Origin of the sequence: Leifsonia sp. 2MCAF36 (assembly GCF_052115525.1) — a bacterium.
Taxonomy (GTDB): domain Bacteria; phylum Actinomycetota; class Actinomycetes; order Actinomycetales; family Microbacteriaceae; genus Leifsonia.
Genome location: NZ_JBFRGV010000004.1, coordinates 19213 through 34108, shown reverse-complemented (window position 1 = coordinate 34108; position 14896 = coordinate 19213). Strand labels below are relative to the sequence as shown.

The window sequence follows — 14896 nt, the reverse complement described above, 5'->3', positions numbered from 1 at the left end:
CCTGCATGCCCCACCCGACACGAATGCTGCCATGACCAGCCCCTCCGAAGCGCTGCGCCTGAACGGCCTTGACGCGCTGTTCCATGGGCACCCGGACGGTGTCTGCGTGGTCGACGTGTCGGGCGTCTTCGTCGAGTGCAACACCGCGCTGGTCGCGCTGACCGGGTATCCGGCCGACCAGCTGGACGGCATGCCGTTCTCCCGGCTCCTGCATCCCGACGCCGTCGAGTCCACCATGGCCCGATTCCGGGAGGCGGTCGCCGGCGAGACCCGGCGGTACGTGACCCGCATCGTGACCCCCGACGGCGAGGTCCGGGTGCTCGACGTGACAATCATCCCGCTGCGCGGCGAGCACGCGGAGGTGGCGGCGGTGCTCGCCATCGCCCGCGACATCGGCGACGTGGAGCGCTCGGCGGCCGCTGCGGCGGGCAACGAGGCACTGGTGCGTATGGCCGCCCGGATCGCCGGATTCGCCGGCTGGTTCGTCGACGTCGAGACCGGCCGGATCGAGTGGAGCGAGGGGCTCTTCCGTCTGCTCGGCATGGAGCCGGGCCGCGTCCCGGTGGACGCCGAGGCGCTTGCGCTGTTCGAGCCGCAGGACCGCAGTGCGGTATCGCACGCCTTCGAGCGGACGATCGTGCACGGCGACCCGCTCGACCTGCACGCGACCATCGTCGACGTCTCCGGCCGCAGGATGCACGCCCACCTGGTGGGCGAGGCGGAGCGGGACGAGAACGGCAGCATCGTCCGCGTCCACGGCGCCTTCCACGACGTCTCGGCGCTGGTGCGGCACCGCGAGGAGCAGCGGGCGATGGCGCGGCTGCTGCGCAGCAGCCTCGACCAGGTGCACGACGCGATCGGCTTCGTCGATCGGGAGTGGCGGTTCACGTTCGCCAACTCGTGGGCGCTGCAGTTGGCGGGCATCGATGAGGCGCGGTTGCGCGACCACACCCTCTGGGAGATGCTCCCCACCACGCTCGGCAGTCCGTTCGAGCCGATCTACCGGGACGCGATGGATCGCGGGGTCGCCGGGACGGCGCGCGCGTTCGTCCCCGACTGGGGCTGCTGGTTCGAGGTGGACGCGCATCCCACGGAGGAGGGCATCGCGATCATCGTCCGCGATGTCACGGAGGACCAGCGGGCGCGGGAGAAGCTCGAGGAGTACACCCGTCGGGTGGCCTCCCAGGCGGCGCTGCTCGACGCCGCTCGCGACGCGATCGTCGTCCGCGACCTGCAGGGCGTGGTCCGCTACTGGAACGGCGGTGCGGAGACCATCTACGGCATCCCGGCCGAGGAGGCGGTCGGGCATTCGGTGCGTGATCTGGTGTACGACGACCCGCAGGAGTTCGACGCCGCCGCGGCGGCACTGCTGCGCGACGGCTTCTGGGTGGGCGAGCTGAGGCAGCGCCGCGCCGACGGCTCGCTGATCGTCGCGGACTGCCGCTGGCAGCTGTCCCGTGGGGAGGATGGGCAGGTGACCGTGTTCGCGGTCAACTCGGACATCACCGAGCACCGGCTGGAGGAGGAGCGGCGGATCCGCGCTCAGCGCCTGGAGAGCCTGGGGACGCTCGCGGGCGGCATCGCCCACGACCTCAACAACGTGCTGACGCCCATCCTGATGTCGGTGCAGCTTCTCCGGGAGGACGAGCAGGATGCGCGCCGCCGCGGCATGCTCGACGCGCTCGACGCGGCCGCCCAGCGCGGTGCCGCGATGATCCGCCAGGTGCTCTCCTTCGCGCGCGGCTCGCAGGGGACTCGCGGACCATTGGATGTCGTCGCTCTGCTCGGAGAGGTCGGGCGATTCTGCCACGAGACCCTGCCGAGGTCGATCGAGCTCCTGGTCGAGTCGCCGGAGACCCTGCCGTCGGTGTCGGGGGATGAGACGGAGCTGTTCCAGGTGCTCGTGAACCTGGTCACCAACGCCCGTGACGCCATGCCGGAGGGCGGTGTCCTCCGCCTCAGCGCGTCGGAGCGGGACGGCGCGGTGCGGCTGGAGGTGCGGGACTCCGGCTGCGGGATGGACGAGGCGACGGCGGCGCACATCCTCGAGCCGTTCTTCACCACAAAGGAGAGTGGCACCGGGCTCGGCCTGCCGACGTCCGCTGCGATCGTCAAAGCGCACGGCGGAGAGCTGGAAGTAGCGACGGCTGTCGGCGGCGGGACGACCATCGGGTTCGACCTCCCGTCGGTCACGGTGACCGATGCCTGGCCGCACCAGGAGGACGCGCCAACGCCGGGCCCCGGCCGCGGCCGGCGTGTGCTGGTGGTCGACGACGAAGCCGCGATCTGCGAGCTCGTCCGGCAGACACTCGATCAGCGCGGCTTCGTGACCGAGGTGGCACAGGGACGGGAGGCGCTGGAGTTGCTCACGCAGGGCCGCCGCTTCGACGCGGTGCTCACCGACGTGATGATGCCGGGGGTTCAGGGCGACGCCATCGCCCGCCGTCTGGCCGAGGAGCAGCCGCACGCGGCGGTCGTGTTGATGAGCGGGATGCTGCCGGGGCCGGGCCCGCGGGCGGCAGTGGAGCGGAACGGAGCGCACTTCCTGGCGAAGCCGTTCACGCCGGCCGCACTGCTGGCCACGTTGGACTCCGCGCTCGTCGGGCGCTCGCAGGCGGCCGCCGAACAGGACGCCGAGGAGCCCGAGTGACCGACCCCGGAAGCGTCGATCCGGACGCGACGCTGATGCGTCTGCTCGGGCCCGCGTTTCGCGAGGCGATCGGAGTGCTCGAAGCCGGTCCGCCGGACGCGCACGAGCGCGAGCGGCTGGCCTCCTTGCTCGCCGACGCGGCGGAGGCGGCACAGCGAGAGCTGGGCGAGCATGCGCGCGACCCGCGCATCCACCTCATCGTCGGCTCCGCCGCCTCGTCCGCGATGGCCCTGTCGCTGGGCGACGACGTCGTGCCCCTGGCCGATGTGCTCGGGAGACTACGCAAGGGCCGCCAGCTGTTGTCGGCGGGATCCCGATCACCCGAAGACCAGGATCCCGCCGAGTAGATGTCGCGCCAGGCGCGGCCGGGGCCGGGGGGAACGGGCGGCGCTGGGCAGGCGACGGTTCATCTTCCAAGCCGCCTCATTCCGTGTGCAACGGCGTCGTTTCGTGCATGTGCGCTATGCGAACAAAGAAAAAACCTGACGAGAGCGCTCTCATGTGCGAAGCTTCAGACATGAAGGAATCTCACGGTCCCGAAATCGCGGAGCCGGCGTCCGTTCATGGGCCGGGCCGCGCACCGGCCGGGATGCCCCTCACCATCCGTCTGGGGGAGCGCGAGTACGCTGCCCTGGTGCGCATCGCCCGCTCGCGCGAGACCACCGCCGCAGCGCTCATCGAGCAACTCGTCCTGCACGCCCTGAGCAAGACGGACGTTCCCCCGCCGGCGGATTCGCATCCCGCTCGCCGGCACACCAGCTACGAAGAGGCCACAGCGGGCTTCAGCCGCGACCAACCGGCAGGCGCCGCCCCACACCTGTAGGCCGCCTGGGAACGACCCGGCCTCGGCGGGAGCAGCACTTTCGACGTACTCCCAGCGGGCGTACAGTCACGGGCGTGATCCAGAGACCGCCGGTGCAACGCGGCGCGGCGCTGCTGCTCGCCGGGGTTCTTGCCGGTGGCCTCGTCAGCGCGCTCGCCGGCTGCTCCGCCGACGACGCGGCGCGTGGCAGCCTGTCGCAGTCGGCGGGGACGGCGGCAGCCACCGCTCGCTCCGCCGGGCTGGTGCTGGGCCTGAACGAGAATGACCGGCTGCTGGGGCCCGTCCTCGACACCGGGCTCTCCGACGCCGCCGACAGCCTCGCGCAGGAGGCGCAGACCGTCACCACCATGACCGCTCTCGGAGGCATCGGAGCCCGTCGTGACAGCGTGCTCGCCGACATCCGGTCGGCGCAGGATGCGGTGGCGTCGGCGCAGAAGGCGGTGGCGGCCGGCCGCGACTCGGGCAACGCGCTCGACCGGCAACGTCGCCAGCTCGACCGGCTGGCAACACAGCTCGATGCGACGTCGAAGCGGCTGGAGGGCGGATGAAGGCGATCGCTGCGGTTGCCCTCGGCGTCCTCACCGCGATCGGCGGATTCGTCGATATCGGCGACCTCGTCACCAGCAGTGTGGTCGGTTCTCGGTTCGGGCTGACGCTGACCTGGGTGGTCGTGGTCGGCGTGATCGGCATCTGCCTGTTCGCGCAGATGTCCGGCCGGGTCGCCGCCGTGAGCGGGCGCGCGACCTTCGAGATCATCCGCGAACGGCTGGGGGCGCGGATGGCTCTCGCCAACCTGTCCGCTTCATTCCTGATCAACCTGCTGACCCTCGCAGCCGAGGTCGGCGGCATCGCGCTCTCGCTCCAGCTCGCCTCGAGCATCGCGCCTGCGCTGTGGTTCCCGGTCGCGGCCTTCGCTGTCTGGCTCGTGATCTGGCGCCTGAAGTTCTCGATCATGGAGAACGTCACCGGCCTGCTGGGTCTCGCCCTCGTCGTCTTCGCCGTCGCGCTGTTCCTGCTGCACCCGGACTGGTCGTCGCTCGGTTCGCAGGTGCTGCTCCAGCCGTCGCCGCACACCGACGAGTCGGCCGGGACGTACTGGTACTACGCGGTGGCGCTGTTCGGCGCCGCGATGACGCCGTACGAGGTGTTCTTCTTCTCCTCGGGCGCGATCGAGGAGAAGTGGAAGACGAAGGACCTCGCGCAGTCGCGCATCAACGTGCTGGTCGGGTTCCCGCTCGGCGGCCTGCTGACACTGTCGATCGCGGCCTGCGCAGCGGTCGTGCTGCTGCCGAAAGGGATCGCGGTGTCGTCGTTGTTCGAGACGGCCCTTCCGGTGGCGCAGGCGCTCGGCAAGATCGGGCTGATCGTCGCCATCCTCGGATTCGTCGCGGCCACGTTCGGGGCGGCACTCGAGGTGACGCTGTCGAGCGGGTACACGCTCGCCCAGTTCTTCGGCTGGCCGTGGGGCAAGTTCCGGCGTCCGGCGTCGGCGTCGCGGTTCCACGTGGTGATGATCCTGTCGCTGGTGGTCGCGCTCGGCATCCTGTTCACCGGTGTCGATCCGGTGCAGGTGACCGAGTTCTCCGTCGTGTTCTCGGCGATCGCCCTGCCCCTCACCTACCTGCCGATCCTGATCGTCGCCAACGATCCGAAGTACATGGGCGACCGGGTCAACGGGAAGGTGACCAACTTCTTCGGCCTCATCTACCTCGGGATCATCCTGGTGGCGTCCCTCGCCGCCATCCCCCTCATGATCGTGACGGGAGCGGGAGCATGACCGATCGCCGCGACCTCCCCGCCCCGCCCACGGTCGCCGGGCTCGTCCTCGACGCCGGCCTCGACCTCCTCGACCGGCAGATGCTCGACCCCGAGGGCGTCCCGGTCAGCACCGTCGACGACATCGAGCTGACGACGCCGGACGACCTGGCCCACCTCGACCCCGCGCAGCCGCCCGTGATCTCGGCGCTGCTCACCGGGCCGATCCTGATGACCCGCGTCTTCGGCGGTCGGCTGCCCGACTCGCGGTTCATCCGCATCCCCTGGAGGGTGGTCGCCGACCCCGGCGTCGTCGTGAAACTCGGTGTGGACGCGGACTCGCTCGACGCCAGCTGGACCGAGCGCTGGATGCGCGACCACGTCATCGCCCGCATCCCGGGAGGCCGTCATGATCCTGAGTGATCTGCTCGGCAGTCCGGTGCTCGACGCGTCAGGTCAGCGCCTGGGTCAGGTCGTGGACGCCCGGTTCGTCCTCGACGGGCCGCCCGACGGGATGCTCGCCGCGGCGCGGCTGCACGGTCTCGTGGTGAGCCCGCATGCGCACAGCTCGTTCGCCGGCTACGAGCGGACCGGCGTAGATGCGCCGGCCCTGATCGCGCGCTTCCTGCGTCGACGGGCGCGCGGCTCCTTCCTGGTGCTGTGGACCGACCTCGAGTCGTTCACCGACGATGTGATCCGTCTGCGCGCCGGCGCAACGCTCTACTCGCCCCGGCTCGCAGGGGCCGACGTGTGATCCTGGTTTCCAGCTGTGATCGGGCGAATTGTCAAGCCCTGCCCCCATCCGCTTGGCGCTGGTTGCGTTCAGGGTGACCGAAAGGATCCATCATGACCACAGCAAACCCCTCCGACCGGAGGTTCGCCGACCGCGACGATAACCGCTATGCGGGAGCTGCAGTCCAGAAGGCCGCGCTGATCGCCGGCATCGTCTTCCTCGTCGTGGGGCTCGCCGGCTTCATCCCGGGGCTGACGACGAACTACGGCGACTTGTCCTTCGCCGGGCACGGCTCGATGGCGATGCTGCTGGGCATCTTCCAGGTCTCGGTGCTGCACAATCTGGTGCATCTGCTGTACGGCGTCGCCGGGATCGCCTTCGCCAGGTCGCGCCCGGGTTCGCGCAACTACCTCGTCATCGGAGGCGTCGTCTACGCCGTCATCTGGGCGTACGGCCTGTTCTTCAGCGGTGACCACCCGGCGAACTTCGTGCCGGTGAACAGCGCGGACAACTGGCTGCACCTGTTCCTGGCCGTTGCGATGATCCTGCTGGGCATCTTCCTGAGCCCGCGCAGCCCCGGCGTCGACCGGCCGGCGACGCGGGCCTGAGCCAGGCATGGCGCGGGACCTACGCACGGTGGACGCCGAGTACGTCCTCCCGCTGCGCTGGGCCGACGACGCAGGGCTCGACGAGCTGGTCGACTACCTCACCGGCTTACGTGGTCTGGTCGACATCACGGTGGTGGACGGTTCGGAGCCCGGCCTCTTCGCGGCGCACGCACGTGCCCTCCCCGCCGGCGTGCGGCACCTGCCGGTCCAGCCGCGGCCCGGCCGCAACGGCAAGGTCGCCGGCGTCATGACCGGCATCCACACCGCGCGCCACGAGCGGGTGGTGATCGCGGACGACGACGTGCGCTACGACGAGGGCGCTCTGCGGGCGGTGCTCGGGATGCTCGACGCGGCCGACCTGGTGCGCCCGCAGAACGTCTTCGTCCCGGCGCCGTGGCATGCGCGCTGGGATACCGGCCGCAGCCTCCTGAACCGGGCACTCGGGCACGACTATCCGGGCACCCTCGCGGTGCGGCGGCGAGTGGTGGTCGACGCGGGCGGCTACGACGGCGACGTGCTGTTCGAGAACCTGGAGCTCATCCGGACGGTGCAGGCCGCCGGCGGGACGGTGATCACCGCGGATGGCATCGGTGTGGCCCGTCAGCCGCCGGACGTCCGGCACTTCCTGCGCCAGCGGGTGCGGCAGGCGTATGACGACTTCGCCCAGCCGGTGCGCCTCGTCGCCGAGCTGGCGGTGCTTCCGCTCGTCCTGCTGTCACTGCGCCGGCCGGTGCGCGTCCTCGCCGGTGCGGTCGCGGTCGTGGCGCTCGCCGAGGTCGGACGTCGGCGAGGCGGCGGCCGTCGCCTGTTCCCGCCGACGGCCGCGCTGTGGGCGCCCGCCTGGCTGGCGGAACGCGCCGTCTGCGTGTGGTTCGCCGTCGGCGTGCGACTGCGCGGCGGGGTGCGCTACTCCGACGGCCGCCTGCTGCGCGCCGCCACGCCGCTCCGCGACCTGCGCCGTCGCGTCCCGCGCGCCGAGCCGCCCGCCGAGCCGCCCGCCGAGCCGCCCGCCGAGTCGTGACATCACGTCACCACTGGACGGCGATAGCGACATCCACTCTCATCTCGGGTCACCGAGAGCACCGAACGGGCGCGGTGGCAACCACTTGACCGGGGGGAAAGACGCCGGTTCTGTCGAGGTATGACACCACGCATCACCCCGCGGGGGCCGGTGAGCGAGGCGCTGCTGGAGGCGCTGCGGACCGATCCGACCGCCGCCTCCGACCACGTCGACCGTTTCTCCGACCGGGCTGACGAAGGCCTCCGGTCCGAGCCCGACCTCCTCACCGACGAGGACCTCCAGCTGACCCTGTTCCTGCTCTACGGACTCCACTACGGCGACACCGTCGACGCCGACGACGAGTGGGAGTGGAACCCGGACCTCCTGCGCACCCGGCGCAGCATCGAGCGCGTCTTCGAGCGGCAGTTGCGCGAACGGGTCCCGGTGGGCGAGCTGCCCGAGCCGACCGCGGATGCTGTCGCGGCGTACCTGTTCGACCTCACCTCGGAGGACGGCGGCCCGAGCCTCTCCCGCTTCCTCGCGAAGAAGGCGACCGAGGAGCAGTCGGTCGAGTTCGTCATCCACCGCTCCATCTACACGCGCAAAGAGGCCGACCCGCACTCCTGGGCCATCCCACGACTCACCGGGCGCGCCAAGGCCGCGCTGGTGGAGGTCCAGGCCGACGAGTACGGCGGCGGCCGGCCCGAGCGCATCCACGCCGAGATCTTCGGCCGGACGATGCGCAACCTCGGCCTCGACGACAGCTACGGCGCCTACGCGGACGACGTTCCGGCGATCACGCTGGCGTCGTTCACGATGATGTCGATGTTCGGCCTGAACCGCAGCCTCCGCGGCGCCATCACCGGGCACCTCGCGGCATTCGAGATGACATCGTCCATCCCGAACCGCTTTTATGGCAACGCCTTCCGCCGGCTCGGCCACGGCGAGGACGTCACCTGGTACTACGACGAGCACGTCGAGGCGGATGCGGTGCACGAGCAGATCGCCGGGCGCGACCTGGCCGGCGGGCTCGCCGAGGAGCATCCCGAGCTCCTCCCGGACATCGTCTTCGGCGCGGCCGCCTGCCTCTACGTGGACGGCCTCGCCTCCCTGCACCTGCTGGAGAGCTTCGAGGCGGGCCGCAGCTCGTTGCGTCACCGCGCGGCGGTGCCCGCATGACCGGGCACGAGGAGCAGCCGGTGATCGTCGCCTGCCCCGACGGGCCCCTGCTGGTGCGCGGGCACATCGACCTGACCACGCCGGATGGCACCCCGATCGAGCAGCACCGCCGTACGGTCGCGCTCTGCCGGTGCGGGATCTCGACGATCAAGCCGTTCTGCGACGGCAGCCACAAGGCGATCCACTTCCGCACCGACACCTGAGAACACGCCTGAGCCACCGACAACCGAAGGAGCGCACATGTCCGACCCCAAGAACACCGAAGGCGACCGCCACGACGACGACACCGCGGCCGAGCAGCAGATCATCGACAAGCCCTCGCAGGCGGAAGGCGACGAGGGCGACTCCGACGCCGGGTAAAGTTCCCGCATGACGGATGCTCTCGACGTGGACCCGGGCGACGGCCGCAACGAGTCCCCCACACAGCGCGCTGACCGCAACTGGAACGAGCTGTTGCAGGAGTTCCGTGTGCTCCAGACGGGGACGCAGATCCTCGCGGCGTTCCTGCTGACGCTGCCGTTCCAGCAGCGGTTCACCAAACTCGACCCCTTCGACGTCGGCGTCTACCTGGTGCTCGTGTTCCTGGCCGTCACGGTGACTCTGCTGGCCCTGTCGCCGGTGAGCCTGCATCGGCTCCTGTTCCGGCAGCACGCCAAGGCGGAGCTGGTGGGGCTGAGCAGCACGCTCTTGATCATCTGCCTGGCGGCCGCATCCCTGCTGTTCACCGGCATCGTGCTGTTCATCATCGACTTCCTGCTCGCGCCGCCCGCCGGCATGGTCGCGGCGGGCTGCGTCTTCGTGGTGCTCCTGGTGATCTGGGTGGTCCTGCCGCTGTTCATCCGCAGCCAGCGCCGGCGGCACGTCGTCGCCGGCTGACCGGACCACAACGCCTGTCCTTGCACCGACGCAAGGGGTTGAGCAGCGCCTCTTCCTGGCGCAGTCTCTGCTGTATGGATCAGCGAACGACGACGTCCGCCGGGGACCCCTCCCGGATCGAGGACGTGTGGGGAGTGCGCACCCCCTTCGCGCGCGGCGAGCACTGGCCGGAACGAGCCGATCACGCCCTCGAGGCCGACCTGACCGAGGCCGACGTCGACACCTGGGTGCGCAGCGCGTGCGTGCTGTGCAGCAACGGCTGCGGCTGCGACATCGCGGTCAAGGACGGCCGGATGGTCGGCATCCGCGGCCGCACCGACGACCCGATCAACCGGGGGCGGCTCGGGCCGAAGGGGCTGTACGCGAGCTGGCAGGGGATGCGCGGACGCGACCGCCTGACGCATCCGCTCATCCGCCGCGACGGTGAGCTGGTGCGGGCGACCTGGGACGAGGCGATGGAGGCGATCGTCCGGCGCAGCACGCAGCTCCTCGACGAGGTGGGGCCGCTCAGTCACGGCTTCTACACGTCCGGCCAGCTGTTCATCGAGGAGTACTACGCGCTCGCCGTCCTGGGCAAAGCCGGCGTCGGGACTCCCCACATGGACGGCAACACCCGGCTCTGCACGGCGACGGCTGCCACCGCGCTGAAGGAGACGTTCGGCGCGGACGGCCAGCCCGGCTGCTACGAGGACATCGACGAGTGCGACGCTATGTTCCTGTGGGGACACAACCTCGCGGCCACGCAGACCGTGACCTGGTCGCGCGTACTCGACCGGCTGGCGGGCCCCAACCCGCCGCGGCTGGTCGTGGTGGACCCCCGCTCGACACCGACCGCGCAGAAGGCGGAGGTACACCTGGCGATCCGCCCGGGAACGAACCTCGCACTTCTGCTGTGCCTGGAGCGGGAGTTGATGGTCAACGGCTGGGTGGACGATGCGTTCGTCGAAGCCCACACCATCGGCCTGGAGGAGCTGCGCGCCCAGGTCGACCAGTGGACGCCCGAGCACGCCGCCGAGGTCTGCGGCGTCGAGGCTGACGACATCCGCCGTGCCGCCCGGATCTTCGGCGAGTCGCCGCGCGTGCTCTCCACCGTGCTGCAGGGCTTCTACCAGGCGCCCCAGGCCACCGCGTCCTCCTGTCAGGTCAACAACCTGCACCTGCTGCGCGGGATGATCGGCAAGCCCGGCGGCGGCATCCTGCAGATGAACGGGCAGCCGACTGCCCAGAACAACCGGGAGTGCGGCGCGGACGGCGACCTCCCCGGTTTCCGCAACTGGGAGAACCCGGACCACGTGCAGCAGCTGGCCGACCTGTGGGGCGTCGACTCGCTGAAGATCCCGCACTGGGCGCCGCCGACGCACGCGATGCAGCTGTTCCGCTACGCGGAGCAGGGCTCCATCTCGTTCCTCTGGGTGTCCGCCACCAACCCGGCGGTGTCGCTGCCGCAGCTGCCGCGCATCCGCGAGGTGCTCGCCAAGGAGGATCTGTTCCTGGTCGTGCAGGACCTCTACCTGACCGAGACCGCCGAGCTCGCCGACGTCGTGCTGCCGGCCGCCGGCTGGGGCGAGAAGACCGGCACCTTCACCAACGCGACCCGCACCGTCCACCTCTCCGAGAAGGCGGTCGAGCCGCCGGGGGAGGCGCGCGCCGACCTCGACATCTTCCTCGACTATGCGAAGCGGATGGACTTCCGCCGGAACGATGGCCGGCCGCTCCTCGAGTGGACCGGCCCGGAGGACGCGTACCGCGCCTGGCAGGACGCGTCGCGCGGACGGCCGTGCGACTACACCGGGATCTCGTACGACGACCTGCGGCGCGAGTCCGGCATCCACTGGCCGCGCCGGGAGGGCGAGACGGAGAGTCAGCTGCGGCTCTACACCGACTTCGAGTTCCCGTCCGACCCGGAGTACTGCGAGAGCTACGGCCACGACCACCTCACCGGAGCCAGCGTCGGCCAGGAGTCGTACAAGGCCATGCGGCCGGACGGCCGCGCGATGCTGAAGTCGGCGCCGTTCACCGGCCCGCACGAGCCGCCGGACGACGAGTACCCGCTGCGGCTGACCACCGGCCGGAGCGTCTACCATTTCCACACCCGCACCAAGACCGGCCGCACGCCCGAGCTGGTCGCCGCGGCCCCTGAGGTGTGGCTCGAGCTGGCCACCACCGACGCCGAGTCGCGCGGCATCGCCGAGGGCGACGTGGTCGAGGTGGTGTCCCGTCGCGGGCGCATCGTCGCCCCGGTGCGGCTGAGCGACATCCGGCCGGGCACCGTGTTCGCGCCGTTCCACTACGGGTACTGGGATGCGCCCCCCGGCTCGGAGGAGCGCCGCCCGACCGCGGCGAACGAGCTGACCGTGACAGAGTGGGACCCGGTCTCCAAGCAGCCGTTGTTCAAGTCCGGCGCCGTGCAGGTGCGGCGCCTCGAGGAAGGGGTCGCGTCGTGAAACTCCCGGTGTACGTGACGCTGCTCGCCGAGTCCGAGTCCACTCTCGCCCGCTCCTTCCGCCAGGTGGCCGACGCGCACGGCGACGAGCCGGACATCCACGTCATCTGCACGACCCTGGCGCAGCAGTGCGAGAAGCACCGTGAGCGGCTCGACGAGGTGATCGAGCGGATCGGACGCGCACCGGCCGACGACGAGCCCGAGCGACTGCACGCAGACGCGATCGAGGAGCCGCGGACGGGACCGCTCGGCGTGCTGCGCGACCTGCAGGACCTCTACCTGCTGGCCAGCCTCACCGACGTGACCTGGACGGTGGTCAAGCAGGCTGCTCAGGCCCTGATGGATGCGCACCTGCTGGAGATCATCGAAGCCTGCCAGAAGGAGACGTCCGTGCAGCTGCGCTGGCTGCTCACCCGGATGAAGCAGGCCGCGCCGCAGGCCCTGATCGCGGCGAAGTGAGGCCGCCCTCGTGAACCCGTCGCTGCTGTCGCGCGTCACCTCGCGGGCGGGGGAGGCGGGTGCCGGCGTCTACACCGGCGTGCTGTCCCTCGTCCTGCTGGCCGCCTCGGGTGCCATCGGGCTCGCTCTCAGCACGCCGTGGCTGTTCCCGAGCCTCGGGCCGACGGTCATGATGATCTTCGGCACCCCGGACCAGCCCGCCGCCCGTCCCGTCAACGCTGCGGTGGGGCACGCCGTCGCCCTCGTCGCGGGCGTCGCCTGCCTGTTCCTGTTCGGCATGAACGGCAAGCCGTCCGCGCCGTCCGCGGGGCTGACGCCGGGCTACGTGCTCGCCGGCGCCCTTTCGGTGGCCCTCACCGCGCTCGTGCTGCACCTGCTGAAGCTGCAGCATCCACCGGCCGGGGCGACCACGCTCATCGTCAGCCTCGGCGTCATCGCCAGCCCGCCAGGGATCCTGGCGATGGCGGCCGCCCTCGCCTTCACGATCATCGTCGGCTGGGGCATCAACTGGGCCCTCGGTGAGCGGCCGCCGGGAGCGGTTCGATGAGGCCGCCGGCCGCCGTGATCGTCGTCGCCGGCGGACGGTCGAGCCGCTTCGGCTCCGACAAGCTCGCACACCGGGTGGACGGACGCACACTGCTCGAGCGCACGGTGGATGCGGTGCGCGGCTGCGGGCCGGTGGTGCTGGTCACGGGGGCCGAGGTGCCGGCGGAGGCGGGGGCCGCGCTCGCCGCCGCGGTATCCGAGAGCCCGCGGTGGGGCGGCCCGTGCGCGGCCATTGCCGCGGGGGTGGATGCGGTGGCGGGGCTGGACGCGCTGGCCCGGGACGATGCCGCGAGCACGGACATCCTGGTCCTGCCCGCCGACCTCGCCGATCCCGTCGCCGCGCTATCCGCCCTGCTCGCGGTCGACAGCGGTGTGCTGGTCGACCGCACCGGTCACCCGCAGTGGCTGCTGGCGCGGGCGCCGCTCGAAGCGCTCCGTTCTCGGATCGCAGAACTGCGACGAGAACGCCCCGGGCTGGACGGCCTGTCCGCCTCCGCGCTACTGTCCGTGGTCGAGGGCCGGCATCCTGTCGACGACAGCGTGTGCGCCGACATCGACACCCCGGGCGACCTGCCCCGCCTGGAGGCGTCCTCATCCGCCGCGAACGCGAAGGAGTCCTCTCATGGAACCGTCTGAACTCGACGACTGGGCCGCCGAGGCGGCCGCCGCGGTGGGGGTGAGCATCCAGCCGGGTGACGTCGCCGCGGTGCTGGACCTGGCCCGGGATGCGGCGCACGGCATCACGCGTCCGGCGGCGCCGCTGACGACGTTCATCGCCGGCATCGCCGTCGGCCGTGGGCAGTCGCTCGCCGAGGCCGCCGCCGCCCTCACGGCGGCGATCGAGAGACGGACGCAGTAGCCGGGCACAGCCCGCCGCGAGGCCCGCGCGCCCGGCGGCTAACGGAGGAGATCCCCCGCCTGAGTTGCCCGGACATCCTCCGCCCCTGCCCACACGAGCGACTTTCCTCCCACTTCTCCTCCGTCTCCCCCGGCCGGCGAGGGCTCGGCCTGCCGCCCGCCTCCGTCGGAGATCCGGCCAGTGAGGCCGCAGGCTGGCGCACGCCTCCGTCGGAGATTTAGCCATGTGTGCGTCCGAATCTCCGACCTACCGCGCCTTCGTCGTCGCGTAGTCGACCAGCTGCTCGCCCGGCTGGTACGCCTGGATGGACGTGGTGTTGATGATCGTCGCACCGGCAGGCAGGTGCGGCAGCGCCGCACGCGTCAGCCAGAACATCGCGTAGATGTTCGTCTTCATGGTGTGGTCGAACTGCTCGTCGTTGATGTCGGTCAGGCTCTCCTGGGCGATCTGCTTGCCGGCGTTGTTGACGAGGATGTCGATCCCGCCGAGCTCGTCGACGGCGCGCCTGATGATCTCGTCGCTGAAGGCCCGCTCTTTCAGGTCGCCGGGGATCGTGACGGCCGTGCGTCCCGCAGCGCGGATCAGGCCGGCGATGCGCTGGGCGTCCTCCTCCTCGTCGGGCAGGTAGACGATCGCGACGTCGGCGCCCTCGCGCGCGAACGCGATCGCGGTGGCCGCACCGATGCCGGAGTCGCCTCCGGTCACGATCGCCTTGCGTCCGGTGAGGCGGCCGGAGCCGACGTAGCTCTCCTCGCCGAGGTCAGCGCCCGGCCGCAGGTCGCTCTCGAGCCCAGGCTCGGGCACCTGCTTCTCGTCGGGCGTGATGGTCGGATAGCGGTCGACAGGGTTGTCGAAGGTGAACTGGTTCTCTGGCATGCCTCCACGCAATCACCGCACGCGGACCCGTCCAGGGGGATGCATCCCGCGCCCTCCCGGGGTAGGCGGCCACGCCCCCATCGCGCCCC

At 71.0% G+C, this 14896-nt stretch carries 17 protein-coding genes and 1 pseudogene; 17 read left to right on the top strand and 1 reads right to left on the bottom strand.

Translation table 11 applies throughout. From position 1 onward, the window contains the following. The first annotated feature begins 31 nt into the window (after positions 1 to 31). From AB4079_RS07375 to AB4079_RS07295, 17 genes are all read left to right on the top strand, one after another. Complete coding sequence (locus AB4079_RS07375; protein ID WP_441786641.1) at positions 32 to 2650, top strand: PAS domain-containing hybrid sensor histidine kinase/response regulator; 2619 nt, start codon at positions 32 to 34, stop codon at positions 2648 to 2650. Next, positions 2647 to 2997 (top strand): hypothetical protein, encoded by a 351-nt coding sequence (locus AB4079_RS07370; protein WP_441786640.1) that lies wholly within the window; start codon positions 2647 to 2649, stop codon positions 2995 to 2997. Before AB4079_RS07375 ends, AB4079_RS07370 begins: the two co-directional genes overlap by 4 nt. Positions 2998 to 3167: 170 nt before the next feature. Next, complete coding sequence (locus AB4079_RS07365) at positions 3168 to 3473, top strand: hypothetical protein (protein ID WP_441786639.1); 306 nt, start codon at positions 3168 to 3170, stop codon at positions 3471 to 3473. 74 nt (positions 3474 to 3547) lie between these two features. Next, complete coding sequence (locus tag AB4079_RS07360) at positions 3548 to 4021, top strand: hypothetical protein (RefSeq protein WP_441786638.1); 474 nt, start codon at positions 3548 to 3550, stop codon at positions 4019 to 4021. Beyond that, positions 4018 to 5250: an NRAMP family divalent metal transporter gene (locus AB4079_RS07355; protein WP_441786637.1), complete on the top strand. Its 1233-nt coding sequence runs from the start codon at positions 4018 to 4020 to the stop codon at positions 5248 to 5250. Before AB4079_RS07360 ends, AB4079_RS07355 begins: the two co-directional genes overlap by 4 nt. After that, positions 5247 to 5651 carry a hypothetical protein gene (locus AB4079_RS07350; RefSeq protein WP_441786636.1) on the top strand — a complete coding sequence of 135 codons (405 nt, stop codon included), beginning with the start codon at positions 5247 to 5249 and terminating at the stop codon, positions 5649 to 5651. Before AB4079_RS07355 ends, AB4079_RS07350 begins: the two co-directional genes overlap by 4 nt. Continuing rightward, entirely contained in the window at positions 5638 to 5982 is a 345-nt protein-coding gene (locus AB4079_RS07345; RefSeq protein ID WP_441786635.1) for a PRC-barrel domain-containing protein, read from the top strand. The genes AB4079_RS07350 and AB4079_RS07345 overlap by 14 nt, the downstream gene beginning before the upstream one ends. A gap of 92 nt (positions 5983 to 6074) precedes the next feature. Then, positions 6075 to 6569 (top strand): DUF4383 domain-containing protein, encoded by a 495-nt coding sequence (locus tag AB4079_RS07340; protein WP_441786634.1) that lies wholly within the window; start codon positions 6075 to 6077, stop codon positions 6567 to 6569. 7 nt (positions 6570 to 6576) lie between these two features. Further along, positions 6577 to 7590 (top strand): glycosyltransferase, encoded by a 1014-nt coding sequence (locus AB4079_RS07335; protein ID WP_441786633.1) that lies wholly within the window; start codon positions 6577 to 6579, stop codon positions 7588 to 7590. A 120-nt stretch (positions 7591 to 7710) separates the two neighbouring features. Further along, positions 7711 to 8748, top strand: coding sequence for an iron-containing redox enzyme family protein (locus AB4079_RS07330; RefSeq protein ID WP_441786632.1), 1038 nt, complete (start codon positions 7711 to 7713; stop codon positions 8746 to 8748). After that, entirely contained in the window at positions 8745 to 8951 is a 207-nt protein-coding gene (locus AB4079_RS07325) for a CDGSH iron-sulfur domain-containing protein (RefSeq protein ID WP_441786631.1), read from the top strand. The genes AB4079_RS07330 and AB4079_RS07325 overlap by 4 nt, the downstream gene beginning before the upstream one ends. A 166-nt stretch (positions 8952 to 9117) precedes the next feature. After that, a complete protein-coding gene (locus AB4079_RS07320) occupies positions 9118 to 9624 on the top strand; it encodes a DUF6328 family protein (protein WP_441786630.1) in 507 nt (168 codons plus the stop codon). 74 nt (positions 9625 to 9698) lie between these two features. Continuing rightward, positions 9699 to 12068 (top strand): molybdopterin oxidoreductase family protein, encoded by a 2370-nt coding sequence (locus AB4079_RS07315; RefSeq protein ID WP_441786629.1) that lies wholly within the window; start codon positions 9699 to 9701, stop codon positions 12066 to 12068. Further along, on the top strand, positions 12065 to 12526 hold the full coding sequence (locus tag AB4079_RS07310) for a hypothetical protein (protein ID WP_441786628.1): 462 nt from the start codon (positions 12065 to 12067) through the stop codon (positions 12524 to 12526). The genes AB4079_RS07315 and AB4079_RS07310 overlap by 4 nt, the downstream gene beginning before the upstream one ends. Positions 12527 to 12536: 10 nt before the next feature. Beyond that, positions 12537 to 13073, top strand: coding sequence for an HPP family protein (locus tag AB4079_RS07305; protein WP_441786627.1), 537 nt, complete (start codon positions 12537 to 12539; stop codon positions 13071 to 13073). Then, the gene (gene mobA, locus AB4079_RS07300) at positions 13070 to 13708 is read left to right on the top strand and encodes a molybdenum cofactor guanylyltransferase (RefSeq protein WP_441786626.1); all 639 of its coding nucleotides are present in this window, start codon (positions 13070 to 13072) and stop codon (positions 13706 to 13708) included. The genes AB4079_RS07305 and mobA overlap by 4 nt, the downstream gene beginning before the upstream one ends. Beyond that, positions 13695 to 13931: a DUF6457 domain-containing protein gene (locus AB4079_RS07295; RefSeq protein WP_441786625.1), complete on the top strand. Its 237-nt coding sequence runs from the start codon at positions 13695 to 13697 to the stop codon at positions 13929 to 13931. The genes mobA and AB4079_RS07295 overlap by 14 nt, the downstream gene beginning before the upstream one ends. A 252-nt stretch (positions 13932 to 14183) precedes the next feature. On the opposite strand, the pseudogene AB4079_RS07290 reads toward AB4079_RS07295, so the two are convergent. After that, positions 14184 to 14807 (bottom strand): annotated as a pseudogene (locus tag AB4079_RS07290) (SDR family NAD(P)-dependent oxidoreductase); the annotation flags it as partial. Between the last annotated feature and the right edge of the window lie 89 nt (positions 14808 to 14896).

What these genes read in the sequence shown, in the direction of transcription:
- AB4079_RS07320 (WP_441786630.1), top strand. Translation starts at nt 9,118, where the DNA reads ATGACGGATGCTCTCGACGTGGACCCGGGCGACGGCCGCAACGAGTCC.
- AB4079_RS07340 (WP_441786634.1), top strand. Translation starts at nt 6,075, where the DNA reads ATGACCACAGCAAACCCCTCCGACCGGAGGTTCGCCGACCGCGACGAT.
- AB4079_RS07355 (WP_441786637.1), top strand. Translation starts at nt 4,018, where the DNA reads ATGAAGGCGATCGCTGCGGTTGCCCTCGGCGTCCTCACCGCGATCGGC.
- AB4079_RS07335 (WP_441786633.1), top strand. Translation starts at nt 6,577, where the DNA reads ATGGCGCGGGACCTACGCACGGTGGACGCCGAGTACGTCCTCCCGCTG.
- AB4079_RS07350 (WP_441786636.1), top strand. Translation starts at nt 5,247, where the DNA reads ATGACCGATCGCCGCGACCTCCCCGCCCCGCCCACGGTCGCCGGGCTC.
- AB4079_RS07375 (WP_441786641.1), top strand. Translation starts at nt 32, where the DNA reads ATGACCAGCCCCTCCGAAGCGCTGCGCCTGAACGGCCTTGACGCGCTG.
- mobA (WP_441786626.1), top strand. Translation starts at nt 13,070, where the DNA reads ATGAGGCCGCCGGCCGCCGTGATCGTCGTCGCCGGCGGACGGTCGAGC.
- AB4079_RS07295 (WP_441786625.1), top strand. Translation starts at nt 13,695, where the DNA reads ATGGAACCGTCTGAACTCGACGACTGGGCCGCCGAGGCGGCCGCCGCG.
- AB4079_RS07345 (WP_441786635.1), top strand. Translation starts at nt 5,638, where the DNA reads ATGATCCTGAGTGATCTGCTCGGCAGTCCGGTGCTCGACGCGTCAGGT.
- AB4079_RS07365 (WP_441786639.1), top strand. Translation starts at nt 3,168, where the DNA reads ATGAAGGAATCTCACGGTCCCGAAATCGCGGAGCCGGCGTCCGTTCAT.
- AB4079_RS07330 (WP_441786632.1), top strand. Translation starts at nt 7,711, where the DNA reads ATGACACCACGCATCACCCCGCGGGGGCCGGTGAGCGAGGCGCTGCTG.
- AB4079_RS07325 (WP_441786631.1), top strand. Translation starts at nt 8,745, where the DNA reads ATGACCGGGCACGAGGAGCAGCCGGTGATCGTCGCCTGCCCCGACGGG.
- AB4079_RS07315 (WP_441786629.1), top strand. Translation starts at nt 9,699, where the DNA reads ATGGATCAGCGAACGACGACGTCCGCCGGGGACCCCTCCCGGATCGAG.